We start from the raw sequence: 12895 nt of genomic DNA, 5'->3' as shown, positions 1-12895 counted from the left end.
GGTGTTGGCAACTCAAAATGAAAGGCGTTATGTTATAACTTCAAAATAATGGGTGGCTATGTATTACTCTTAGGTGTGATTTGTTTTTTTGTTTGGTTAACATGCTCAATAATCATAGTAATTAATGTCAGTGGCAAAAGTGCTCCATTAGGATGTTTAACATTAATTTTGTTACCTATAATGCCGTTTATTCTTGTTTGGACAACATTTACAGGCAATAAAAAGCTAATGATCCCTCTACTTTACGTAAGTGGAATTTTAGGTTTCTCAATAACGGGTTTTGAATTAGCTGAAGCCCAAGAACAAATGGCACCATTTGTTGAAAATATAAAACATGAAACAAATGTTGATTGTGAGTTCATATCTGTCGGAACAAGTTCTTCAGGAAAAGAATTTACTTTAGGCTGTATTTATTCTGGTTCCGATAAATTTGAATATAAGAATGCTGATGAACTTTTAGAAATATATCGTTCAACCTTCGCTATTAAAATAGCCCCATTATTCCCTAAGTTAGACAACAACACTGATGATAACTCAATTGTTTTAGGTTTTTATAACGAGAGCCAAATCAATCTTTGTTTCCGTTTAAAACCATCTGGTGATATTTCTGAGTCATGGTATTCCGGTGCGGATGATTTGTGTGATTAATTACGCCTAACAGATAAGGATAGGCCGCGCGTAGCCGCGTCCTTATCCCAAGTGTACTCTCGATTATGGATCATAAGCCCGAGTGATACCTTTATAGTGTCCTCTATGTTACGGGAGACCGGCGTAAGATCTTACGCTTTTTCGATGTGTGCAGAGCCGTAACATTTTTTACTAGCCGCATCGATCCCTTAGCATCGTCAGCTAATTTCGTTACCCCCAAATATCAATGCCTTAGCACCTCCTGATACTTTTATTGTTCTGCATCTTAAGTGTTAACCTTCTAGTTCCTCGGCTTAAACAGTGGCGTTAGGTGTCGTTGGTTTTTGCCTAAAAAAGCTTGTCAGTCGTGCATGCACTTTTTCATTCCTTTGTTGCCAGCAACCCATAAATATCATCGGTTGTCGGCAGCATGGGCAAGGTCGTATAGCTTGCGTTTTTATGGTGTTTTCCAGCGGCGCAAACACGGAGCCAGCAACGGCTAGCATCAGCCGTGGGTGGCGATGCGTTTGCCAGTAATATCGCAGTGCTAATAAGGTCTGTTTGGGCAAGGGCACCAACCTGTTAATCACATGGATGTGATGTATGTCATTTTTGCAGGAGCAAAAAATGACCTTTACCACCTTTAACATTGCGAATGTGCACCTGCATCATCTGTGAATCGATATCGCCAACCTGCAGTGAAATGGCCTCACCGAGGCGCAATCCCATACTGTATAAGGTGAGAAAGCACACTTGATATCGCAGCTTATGAGTAAGGCTAATAACGATAGTGACTTCTGCGGGCGTAAGAGTATCAGGCAGTGTATGGACTTGTGGCGGCTTAACAATATTAAGCAACTGCCATTGCTGGTTCAGGACATATCGATAGACCTATTTACAAGTGTTTGTGCAACCCATTACGGTCGAGTTTCACGGTGCTCCATGAATGTGAATCAATCAAACTGGCAAAGTAGCGCTTCAAATCATCGGTTGAAAGGTTATCAGGACATGCATCGAAATCAGCACTAATGCGCCTGACAGCGCAGCTTTGTTCAACAAGAGCATTAATGATAAATCACAATCAATACGAATTATCGTACAGCTCATAATCTGCATATTAGTTCTGAACTGTAATCTTATTACATTATCTATTGGTAATACCTGCGCAAAAAATTGGTAATAACACCTTGCGAGTTTGAAATACAGCTGAGTCACTGACTAACTTTGTACTGTTATTTGGTAATGTTGTCATATCCATTGGTAGTGAATATAAAAACCATTCAACAATAACAGCCTGACTCTCCTGTAAGTTATTGTTCATTATGTCTTTTCTATTGAGAGAGAAATATGTAAAGCCAATGCGTTAATCTTTTTTATGTCATCGTTACTACCAATTTTGATTTTTGGTAATGCCTGCGACGCTTTTTTGGTTGACAATGATGTGTTGTGGTGGTTATATTTTGTTTAACGCAAAGTTACAGGTGTGAACAGGTTGTTAAGTATGTGACTGTGCTGGGTGGGTTGTGTGTGATTCTGTGCGTAACAATTAATCATTGCTCTTTGATCATATACAACAAAGAGTTCTGCTTCTTTTTACAACGAAATTAGATAATTTTTGGTGTTAATTAGAAGCAAAGTCTTACCTATTTTTATTACGTTTTTCAGGGTTAGTTAAGCTCATGTGTAGGTGCGCCACTATATGCTGCGCATATAGGTATTCTAAGTAAGCTTTGAAAATAGTTAAGCCGAACAATATACGAACATATTCAACAAAGAGATCGTAAATTATAAAGGATTCCAATATCAACACATATAAATCTTACCGACATATTCAAAAGAAAATGTGTGACGTTTTCCCTTTGCTAGTTTTTGCTTTAGCTGTTTTTAGCGCATCACTCAATGCTCAGGAAATTGAGGAGAATACGCTTATTCCTAAGTCACACACTAGCCTTGCTGAAGGTGTTTTACTGGGGGATTTGTCAAAACTCGATCCGCTTAAAAAGCCAGGTGAAAATTTTGACTTACTCGATTGGTCGTTAACGTTGCCAACCGATCTCAACAAAGATAAAAAAGCTGATACCGTCTATGAGAAATCATTAGATAAAGGCTTTGACTTAAAGCCATTTTTTTATACAGCAGATGATGGTGGCTTGGTATTCGCTTGCCCAAACGTAGGTGCCAAGACCTCAAAAAATACAAAATATGCGAGAACCGAACTACGCGAAATGCTACGTAGAGGTAATAGCAGAATAAAAACTGGTGGCCTGACTAAGAATAACTGGGTTTTCAGCAATGCGCATGGTTCGGCGAAAGCTAAGACTGGGGGTGTTGAAGGCAGTTTGGAAGGGACTTTGGCAATAAACCGAGTATCTACCACAGGTGATATAAAAAAGGTTGGACGCGTGGTCATCGGGCAAATTCACGCGACGGATGACGAACCTATTCGTTTATATTACCGAAAATTACCAGCCAACTCGAAAGGGGCTATTTATTTTGCCCATGAAATAAATGATGGTGATGATATTTGGATAAATATGATTGGCTCACGTTCACATACTTTGTCAGACCCTGATGACGGAATCGCCTTAAACGAAAAATTCTCTTATAAAATTTCCGTCGAAGATGAAGTGTTGTTCGTCACTATAATTAGGGAAGGTAAGCCTAATATTACTAAGTACTACGATATGAAAGATAGTGGTTATAGTGCTAGTAACCAGTATATGTACTTTAAAGCGGGTGTTTATAATCAAAACAATGACGGCGCTGATGGTGATTATGTGCAAGCCACTTTCTATCATATCCATAACATGCATAAAGGGTATAAATTTTAGCGCAGTTAACTCATCAATTTAAAATTCGTAACTCGTAACTCGTAACTACAGTTATTGGTTATATTTTTATTTAAATTAATAGGTTAAAACTTTTGTTTGGGTTTCGTCTGTTGAAATTAATATAACTCTAATTTAAATATAAGAATTTAATGGCAGTAACCTGCTTGCAATAATAAATATAAGAATTTAATGGCAGTAACCTGATTGCAATAATAAATATAAGAATTTAATGGCAGTAACCTGCTAGCAATAAAAACATATACCAATATATGGCATTAACATGCTTATTAAAATACTAAGGGGAAGTACGGTATGTCGACGAAATTAAGTAAAAAAACAAAACCCATCCATAAAATAGGGAAGTTCAAGCTTTCACCTATAGCAAAATGGATGAAGCTTGCTGCATTTACTTCTGTAACCAGTTCTTTTGCATTTTCGGCAATAGCACAAGAAGCAGAAACTGAAAATCTAGATAAAGTTGATAATGATATAGAAGTTGTTGTAGTTACTGGTACACGTAGAACAATTCAAGACCAAATTGCAATAAAGCGTGAATCTACCACGGTTGTTGACGGTTTATCTGCTTCAGATATTGGTGATTTACCTGCACTTTCAATTGGTGAGGCGCTAGAATCATTAACGGGTGCATCATCTCACCGTGAAAATGGTGGTGCTACTGAAATCAGTATTCGTGGTTTAGGCCCATTCTTAAGTGCCACTCATATCAATGGCCGTGAAGCGACCAATGGTAGTGGTGACCGTTCAGTTAACTTTTCTCAGTTCCCATCAGAGCTGATGCAGAAAGTAGCTATTTATAAAACACAAGACGCTTCCATGATTGAAGGTGGGGTTGCCGGTGTTATTACCCTGGAGACACTTAAGCCTTTAGATTTTGGTAAGCAACGTTTTCAGGCTGAAGTAAAAGCTAACTACAACCCAGACCAAGCAAACGTTGACAATTCACTTCAAGATGATTTGGGCTACCGTGGAACACTAAGTTATGTTGATCAATTTGAGTTTGATAACGGCCAAGCATTTGGTTTGAGTGTAGGTTTTCAACGTCAAGATATTAGCCAGCCAGAAGCTGAATATAGAAGCTCAAGCCCAACGGGTTCATCTTTGTGGGCATGTTTGAATGATCCAACCGATACTACTACTGGCTTCTTCCGTAGTACAGGTGGTGATTGTGAGGACGATATTTATCCAAGCAGTGACCCGCGAAATAATGATAACGCGGGTTATAATAATAAAATTGATCCAGAAACAGGTCTTGCAGTCGATGATGGCAGAGAATACGCATGGACTGGCTCAAGCCGAAGCTTCCGTCAAAATGAAACATCTGATGAAAGAGACGCTTTATTCTTTGCTCTACAATACCAACCCTCAAATAAATGGGATATCAATTTTGATGCGCAAATTTCAGATCGTACCCAAGCAGAAGCGCGTCATGATTTAATCTTCTTACAAAAGCGCGTTACACCGGGTGTAACGGGAGAAAGCCTTGTTGTAAATGATGTTGGTGGTATTTTGCAATGGGCGGGTGAAGACCGTATAGAATCTTCGGGTGAGCAGTTTTCACGTGAAGAAAACTATCGTGGTTACGGGTTAAACGTCGAACATTTTTTCTCTGATGACCTAAAGATTAGTGTTGACCTTGGCTACTCTAAAACCAGCCGTGAAGAGCTACAAATTAGTAACCGAGCAAGAACTAGCTCGACTGGTAACGCATTTTCTTGGGCCTTAGGTGACGAAATTCCGCATTTCACCTTAACAGATTTTGATGTGACTGATATCTCTAACTTTACGAGTAATCTTCGTAGCCGCCTAGACAGAGAAAATGTTCGTGACAACGAGATTATGGGTGCACGCGTTGATATTGATTATATTTTAGACGGTGATGTTTTTAGTAGCGTTCAAGCTGGTGTTCGCGTTTCTGAGCTAACGTTTGTTCAATATGGCGGCAGCACTAACGGTAATGGCTCTAGAGACGAATATGAATTAGATGAATCAGTAACATCGGCCATCGATGTACTTGAAGGTTGTCAAATAGCCTTCCCTGAAACTGATTTTTTATCCAGTGTTTCTGACGGTAATATTATCACCAATGTTGACAGTTCAGGCAATGTGATAGAAAGCGGTACAGGCGCCTCGTGGGCAACTTATAACAACGAGTGTTTTGCTCAAGCAAATATAGCATCTTTAGGCGGCGAATTTGCCTACCCAGAGGTTGAATACGAGAATACGGGTACTATTGACGTAACAGAACAAACTACCTCTGCTTACGCAATGCTTAACTACGACACTGAAATGTTTGATAAATTTATTCGTGGTAACTTTGGTGTTCGTGTCGTGAAAACTGACGTTACTTCTATTGGTTTTAGAGACACTTTTGACACTGTCACTGATCCGGCGACAGGTGAGGTAGCACTAAAAGCAAACGGTAATATTAAACAGATTGAAGCTGGCGGTGATTACACTGAAGTATTACCAAGTTTTAACTTAGTTGTTGATTATGATGACGATATACTCATCAGAGCTGGTATTTACCGAGGTATGTCACGTGCAGATCCTTCTGATCTAAGTTATAACCGTGAATTCCTAACCGATAACTCAGATGATCCTACATCAGTTGAAGACTTGTTAGTGGGGGCTCAAGGGGCAGGTAATCCTGAACTTAAACCATTAATGTCATGGAACTATGATGCGGCTGTTGAATGGTACCCAAGCGATGACTCTATGGTAGCGTTAGGTGTTTACTACAAGCAATTCAATGGCGGTTTCCAACAGCAAACACAATTAGAGACGTTTATCGTTGACGGTGTGGAAGTTGCTTTACCTATTACTAATTCAGTCACTACTGACGAAGATAGTGACCTTTATGGTTTCGAAGCGTCATTTTCGTATCGTTGGGATTTAGGTATTGGTGTGAAGCTTGGCTATAACTGGGCAGATACAAACTATGAGTTTGAAGATAGTAACTACGGTAATACCTTTACGACTGATTTAGATGGCGTTGTTGTTCAGGATAAAGTAGGTATTGTTCCTCCAGCCTCAGTACCAGGATTTTCTGAGCATGTATTCAATGGCCAGATTTACTATCAAATAGGCGATTTTGATACTGCGCTTATCTACAAGTATCGTAGCGAATACTTCCAACCATACACTTCTAACGGCACAAGACTGCGTTATGTTGATGAGGCAGGTACTTGGGAAGCTCGTGCTGCATACAAAATCAATAAACACGTTCGTGTTAAAGTTTCAGCAATTAACTTGTTCAGTGAGCCTCGCAGTGATGACTTCTATACCCAAGGTAACTTGGGTCAAGTAAGTGATTACGGTCCTCGCCTGTTCGCAGGTGTCAGCTTTAAGTACTAGCCAAGTCTAGTACTTAAATAAAACAAGCTAAATTTGGAAAAAGAATCTTTTTGGAGTCATAAAAATGAATAATAAATCACTTATACCGCTCATCATTGCGACAGGCCTATTAGGTTGTGGCGGTGATGACGGTGCTGAAATAGATGGTAATACTCGCGGGAGCATAGAAATAATCGGAAGCGAATTTATCGCTGGTGCGACTCTTTCAGCAACGGTTACTGATGCTGACGGAATTATAGCTGATACACTGACTTACGCATGGTCAACAGGTGCTATTGGTACATCCATCACCATTACTGAAGCTGATGAGGGTTCAGTCATTTCTGTTTCTGCTAATTATACTGATGAGGCAGGTTTTACCGAAGGTGTTGGGGCATCTACACCTGCTATCAACCCAACCTTAAATGTTTCTGCTAGCATTATTAAGGGCCCTATTGATGGTGCAACTTGTGACATATTTGAAGTTGATGATAGTGGTGCTGCGGTTCTTCCTGCACAAGCTGCTGCAACCTCTGATGTTTCAGGTGGTGTTACATTTAGCGACGTACACTTCGAAGGTACAGGTTTAATTGCATGTACTGGCGGTACTTATACGGACGAATCAACAGGTTTAACCTTAGATGCTCCTCAACTAAGATCTGTAGTGAATGTAGTTGAAAATATAGTAGAGACTGATGCAGCGGGTCTGGAAACTATACTACCAGCACCTACCTATGTTGTTTCTCCTTTAACCGAAATGGCTGTTCAAAACGCGGGTAGTGATTTAAACCAGTTTGCTGACGAAGCTAAAATAATTAATGCTCGTTTTGGTATTCGTTTTGATACAACAGAAGTGCTTCCTACTTTAGTTGGTACTGTTGAACTTGGCGCTGATGGTGCTGAAGATGCTGATAGATATGGTTCTGTGCTAGCGCTACTATCACAAGTTGATGCAGACAACGCAGACGCAGATTTATCTACCGTTATGGAAGATCTTGCAAGTGACGTCGCTGATGGTTCTTTTTCTGAAGAGTCTTTAGTGACACTTGAGACAGCACAAATTAATTTGCAAACTACTTCACAAGTTGCTGATTCAGTTGATGAAGCGTTACTTGACGTCATTGGCGCGTCTGTGGGTTATAACAATGACCCTGTTGCTGCAATCATTGAAGGTGAATTGGGCGGTACTGTTCAACATACTGCTACGCTTCCATTAACTGGTTCATTAACCATTATTGATCCAAACTTTCAAGAAGATGCTTTTGTTGCGCAAACTGATGTAGCACTTGATTATGGTACATTTAGTATCAGCGCTGACGGTAGCTGGTCGTATACAGTTAATACTGCAAACGAAACAGTGGCTAGCCTTGAGTTAGGTAATTCTGTAAGAGATTCAATCACTATCGCTTCTATTGACGGTACCACTGCTTACATTGATATTCGTGTAGCTTCGCTTACTCAGGTTGTAAAAATAAGCGATACAGGCGGCGATACGGGTGAGCTTAGATTTAGCGTTGATAACCTTCGTCAAGGTAAACTAAGTGCTTCTTTCACTAAAGAGGTTGCGCTTGGTAGTGATGGAAATATTAAAGATGCTTATATTACGCTTTATGGTTCTTCTGGTAGTTCTAGTGAAGCGTTAATGGATTTACGTATTCAAGGAACTCAAACTGGAGGCGACGGCACTATAATTGATCCACGTTTCTTTGTTCGAAATACTGACAGTGACGCTTACCCTGGAAATTTAATCACTGCACCATTTGTTGAAGACCAGTTTTATGATGTAGAAATCACATGGGACTTAGACGCAACAGAACAAATTACCGTGACTATTGATGGTGAAGTGATTGGTGGCGGTTCTTTCTCTACTGCAGCGGTTGTTGACTCTGATTATACTGGCTTAGACCAGTGGTTCGCTGATGGCGTGAAAGCTATCCAATTTAGATTCGGTGATAATGATAGAACGATTCCTTTTGGTTCTTTTTATGTTGATAACATCGAGGTCTTCTCTGATACCGCTGGCACAACTAGTATATTTTCAGATGACTTTGAAGGTTATGATGCAGGCGAAACTTTAGATGGTACAGACAGCAAGTATGGCTTAGCTATTTACTCAGAAGTTATCGTATTTGATGCAGGCGATGGCACAGTAGAACCTACGCCAGCAGTATTTTTTGATTTAACTGGAAGAATTGCAAGTAATGAGGCAACGGCAACAGGTGCTGTAAGTGTACTTGACCCAGATGTTGGCGAAGATTCTATTGTTCAGACAACCTTAATGGGTGCATACGGTACATTATCAATATTAGATGATGGCTCATGGACCTATACCCTCGATACCACTGACGCCACGATTGCTGCACTTGTTGTGGGAGAAAGTGAATTAGATACCTTTACGATTGAATCTTTTGATGGTACTACTGCTGAATTAGTAATCACAATCACTGGTACAGTTGTTGTTGCTACTGGAGATAATAATGTCGCTAGAATGGCGGATACCTCAACAGACGCTGATGCTGAATTACGTTTAACAACAGACCCACTTGCTGAAGGCTCTATTTCTACAACCCTTAAGTTACAAGCCATTGCTGGCTTTACCGCTACAGATGGTGTTTCTGAAGATAATACTGCTTATATTAGTGTTTACGGAGGCTCCGCTTCTTCAGGTAACTTAACGGGCGAAATTGTCTTTACTAATGATGGTACTGTTAAATACCGTGATGCAAATAAAGATCAGCAAATCATTGATGGCTTAACGTATACAGATGATACTGATATTGATGTAGTGCTTGAATGGACTGCAACAGGTTATTCTGTGTCAATTGATGGCGGCACAACGTTCTACGGCCCTTATGTTGCCATTAATACGGGCAGTGCAACACAAACCTATCAAATTCGTATTGGTAGCTCTTCGAAAGAGTCAGCAAAAGAATTATTAGCTGATGACATCGTCATTGCTGATGATACAGGTTCGGCAGTTCTGTCTGAAGACTTCGAGATATTTGCTGAAGGTGAAGATTTAAGCACGACTTACTCAAACTCTGCTGAAGCAACCGTTATGACCATAGCGGGAAGTAGTGTAAATAAAGTTGCCAGAATGGCTGATACAACAACAGACGCTGATGCTGAATTACGCTTAACAACGGACCCACTTGCTGAAGGCTCTATTTCTACAACCCTTAAGTTACAAGCCATTGCTGGCTTTACTGCTACAGATGGTGTTTCTGAAGATAATACTGCTTATATTAGTGTTTACGGAGGCTCTGCTTCTTCAGGTAACTTAACGGGCGAAATTGTCTTAAGTAATGATGGCAGCGTTAAATACCGTGATGCAAATAAAGATCAGCAAATCATTGATGGCTTAACGTATACAGATGATACTGATATTAATGTAGTGCTTGAATGGACTGCGACAGGTTATTCTGTGTCAATTGATGGTGGCACAACGTTCTACGGCCCTTATGTTGCCATTAATACGGGCAGTGCAACAGAAACCTATCAAATTCGTATTGGTAGCTCTTCGAAAGAGTCAGCAAAAGAGTTATTAGCTGATGATATCGTGATTGATGATGCAACAGATACGGCGGTTCTATCTGAGGACTTCGAAAGTTATGCTGTGGGTGACGATCTAAGTACGACTTACTCTGGTTCTGCCGAAGCAACAGTGCAATAAGGCTAATCAACTTGCAGTTGTAAATTAATGTTTTAAACAATGTGTTAAAAATGCCGCTTATTGATAGCGGCATTTTTTGTTCTTATTTTGTAGACCAAAGTGTGCTATTTGAATGCGACTTTCGCTCTTTTTAAAGTGATAAATAGCAAAGTATCTATTTTTTCCTCTTTATTTTTTTCGTCTTTAGCGAGTTTTTTAAATATCCAGCTATAAGCTTTTAACAAGTAGGTGAATGAAAATAACAGAGTTTAGATCAAGATTTTAGAGCGCTTGAGGTAATTCAATGAAAGGCAACCATACAATAAAGAGACCTTTATGCCGTACCTGAAAGATCGGCCAAAATTGTTAACTGATCAGTATTAGATAATGACTTGGTTGATACGTGTGGAATTGAAAAGCATATTGCCGAGAACAAAGCACCCTCAGTTTAATAGAGACTGTAACTAATTTTGTGTAACTGCTTATCAACACGTACTCTATAGAGAGTCAAGGATAGGCAGATACTCATGAACAAAAAAGATATTGAAGCTTTTGCTAAAGAAGCTGCTAAAAGCATTAAAACACCAGAAGACTTAAACCAATTCAGTCAGATGCTCAAAAAGATAACGGTCGAAGCCGCTCTTAATGCCGAAATGGATGACCACCTGGGCTATGAGAAACACCATAAATCGACTTCTGCTAATAGCCGTAACGGTAAAACCAGCAAGCGCATTCAAACTGAAGATGGTCAATTTGAGCTTGATACGCCGCGAGACCGTGAAGGCAGTTTCGAACCTCAGTTAGTTAAAAAACACCAGTCCAGATTTACCTCTATGGACGATAAAATATTGTGGCTCTACGCTCAAGGCATGAGTACTCGTGATATCGTTCAAGCCTTTGATGAATGGTACGGCGCAGAGATATCACCCACGTTAGTTTCTCGCGTTACCAACGCCGTTCTAGAGCAAGTTATTGAATGGCAAAGTCGACCTTTAGATGCCATTTACCCAATCGTTTACCTTGATTGTATCGTCGTAAAAATCCGTCAGGATAAGCGCGTTATTAACAAATCTATTTTCTTAGCGTTAGGCATTAACCTTGAAGGTCACAAAGAGCTAATGGGGCTTTGGATAGCTGAAAATGAAGGGGCTAAATTTTGGTTAGGTGTCCTCACTGAACTACAGCAACGAGGCGTTGAGGATATTCTCATCGCTTGTGTTGATGGCTTAAAAGGCTTCCCTGATGCTATCAATACCGTTTATCCAGATACTCATGTACAGCTCTGTATCGTACATATGGTCAGAAATTCATTAAAGTACGTATCGTGGAAAGACTACAAGGCAGTCACTGCGGACCTTAAAAGCATCTACCAATCAACAACGGAGGAGGAAGCTTTACTTGAATTAGACCGTTTCAGCGATACCTGGGATGAGCAATACCCCCAAATCAGCAAGTCATGGCATAATCATTGGCACAACTTAAATACGTTTTTCAATTATCCTCAGGATATTCGTAAGGCCATTTACACAACCAATGCTATAGAGTCGTTAAATAGCGTGATTAGACGAGCGTTGAAAAAACGTAAGGTATTTCCTAATGATGACTCGGCCAAGAAAATGATTTACCTTGCGATAAAAGAAGCCAGTAAAAAATGGACCATGCCCATCCGAAACTGGCGTACTGCGATGAGCCGATTTATTATTGAGTTCGAAGACAGAATTGTGAAGCATATTAACTAAATTGCAGTTACACAGAATCTGTTACACCCTCGTTTAATATCACTTTGTCACCAATAGAGAGATGACTTATATCACTTCCTACAGCATCAACGATTCCCGCAGCTTCATGACCCACAATAAATGTTTTATTCCAGTTGTGGATAGAGTCCCAATCTGTATGACATAGCCCTGCAGCCTTTATTTTCACTCTGACTTCATCAGCTTTTGGTAAACCAACCATGATTGTTTCAACAGAGTAGTCACCACGGCCATTTGATATTAATGCTTTTGCTTGTTTCATAAGGTTTTCAACAATTAGTTTTGGATATAAGTTTGCTGATATTGAATCACTTTCCTAACACTCTAACTGTTATGAGTAAGTTACTAAGTATCATATATTTGCTTTTTATGAATGAACTGAATGCTTAGTGATGGTATTAACAATGATTGACTGCACAGGTTTTTAATATGCGTTCTGAATACAGGAAAAGGCATTATTTTAAGAGCTTAATTAGTGTTGAATTGGTAACAGCTATTGACGATCCGACTTAAATTGTCAACAATGTTATAAGTGAACTCGTTAAAAACATTATATTTTTGCACTACGTTGAATACTCAATACTCAATACTCAACACTCAACACTCAACACTCAACACAGTCATCATTACGAATGTTCATTGATAATGATGTTATCCATGAACGATCTTAACTA

Annotated in this window: 8 protein-coding genes and 1 pseudogene; 5 read left to right on the top strand and 4 right to left on the bottom strand. The window is 39.7% G+C overall.

The genetic code is table 11. The features are described from left to right. The first annotated feature begins 48 nt into the window (after positions 1 to 48). Positions 49 to 648 carry a hypothetical protein gene (locus BCU57_RS07850; protein WP_102436318.1) on the top strand — a complete coding sequence of 200 codons (600 nt, stop codon included), beginning with the start codon at positions 49 to 51 and terminating at the stop codon, positions 646 to 648. A gap of 293 nt (positions 649 to 941) precedes the next feature. Here the strand turns inward: BCU57_RS07850 and BCU57_RS07845 are convergent. The 3 genes and pseudogenes from BCU57_RS07845 to BCU57_RS07835 form a co-directional block, all read right to left on the bottom strand. Continuing rightward, positions 942 to 1139 (bottom strand): annotated as a pseudogene (locus BCU57_RS07845) (IS91 family transposase); the annotation flags it as partial. Positions 1140 to 1233: 94 nt separating this feature from the next. Continuing rightward, a complete protein-coding gene (locus BCU57_RS07840) occupies positions 1234 to 1485 on the bottom strand; it encodes a tyrosine-type recombinase/integrase (protein WP_241903453.1) in 252 nt (83 codons plus the stop codon). Positions 1486 to 1771: 286 nt separating this feature from the next. After that, the gene (locus BCU57_RS07835) at positions 1772 to 1948 is read right to left on the bottom strand and encodes a hypothetical protein (RefSeq protein ID WP_413211418.1); all 177 of its coding nucleotides are present in this window, start codon (positions 1946 to 1948) and stop codon (positions 1772 to 1774) included. 589 nt (positions 1949 to 2537) lie between these two features. Between BCU57_RS07835 and BCU57_RS07830 the strand changes: the two genes are divergently transcribed. The 4 genes from BCU57_RS07830 to BCU57_RS07815 all read left to right on the top strand — a co-directional run bounded on the left by BCU57_RS07830 (position 2538) and on the right by BCU57_RS07815 (position 12203). Continuing rightward, complete coding sequence (locus BCU57_RS07830) at positions 2538 to 3458, top strand: polysaccharide lyase family 7 protein (RefSeq protein ID WP_413211451.1); 921 nt, start codon at positions 2538 to 2540, stop codon at positions 3456 to 3458. Between the two features lie 312 nt (positions 3459 to 3770). Continuing rightward, positions 3771 to 6833, top strand: coding sequence for a TonB-dependent receptor (locus tag BCU57_RS07825; protein ID WP_102440084.1), 3063 nt, complete (start codon positions 3771 to 3773; stop codon positions 6831 to 6833). A gap of 64 nt (positions 6834 to 6897) precedes the next feature. Further along, positions 6898 to 10485 carry a VCBS domain-containing protein gene (locus tag BCU57_RS07820; protein WP_102440085.1) on the top strand — a complete coding sequence of 1196 codons (3588 nt, stop codon included), beginning with the start codon at positions 6898 to 6900 and terminating at the stop codon, positions 10483 to 10485. A gap of 506 nt (positions 10486 to 10991) precedes the next feature. Continuing rightward, a complete protein-coding gene (locus tag BCU57_RS07815) occupies positions 10992 to 12203 on the top strand; it encodes an IS256 family transposase (RefSeq protein ID WP_102440683.1) in 1212 nt (403 codons plus the stop codon). A gap of 7 nt (positions 12204 to 12210) precedes the next feature. Here BCU57_RS07815 and BCU57_RS07810 read toward each other — a convergent pair whose 3' ends face one another. Then, positions 12211 to 12483 carry an alcohol dehydrogenase catalytic domain-containing protein gene (locus BCU57_RS07810; RefSeq protein ID WP_413211417.1) on the bottom strand — a complete coding sequence of 91 codons (273 nt, stop codon included), beginning with the start codon at positions 12481 to 12483 and terminating at the stop codon, positions 12211 to 12213. Between the last annotated feature and the right edge of the window lie 412 nt (positions 12484 to 12895).

Source organism: Shewanella sp. 10N.286.48.B5 (assembly GCF_002874355.2).
Classification (GTDB): Bacteria; Pseudomonadota; Gammaproteobacteria; order Enterobacterales; family Shewanellaceae; genus Shewanella.
This window is presented reverse-complemented; position numbering and strand designations above follow the sequence as displayed.

Coding starts and splice junctions, on each gene's coding strand:
- BCU57_RS07850 (WP_102436318.1), top strand. CDS start 49: ATGGGTGGCTATGTATTACTCTTAGGTGTGATTTGTTTTTTTGTTTGG.
- BCU57_RS07835 (WP_413211418.1), bottom strand. CDS start 1,948: ATGAACAATAACTTACAGGAGAGTCAGGCTGTTATTGTTGAATGGTTT.
- BCU57_RS07825 (WP_102440084.1), top strand. CDS start 3,771: ATGTCGACGAAATTAAGTAAAAAAACAAAACCCATCCATAAAATAGGG.
- BCU57_RS07820 (WP_102440085.1), top strand. CDS start 6,898: ATGAATAATAAATCACTTATACCGCTCATCATTGCGACAGGCCTATTA.
- BCU57_RS07815 (WP_102440683.1), top strand. CDS start 10,992: ATGAACAAAAAAGATATTGAAGCTTTTGCTAAAGAAGCTGCTAAAAGC.
- BCU57_RS07810 (WP_413211417.1), bottom strand. CDS start 12,483: ATGAAACAAGCAAAAGCATTAATATCAAATGGCCGTGGTGACTACTCT.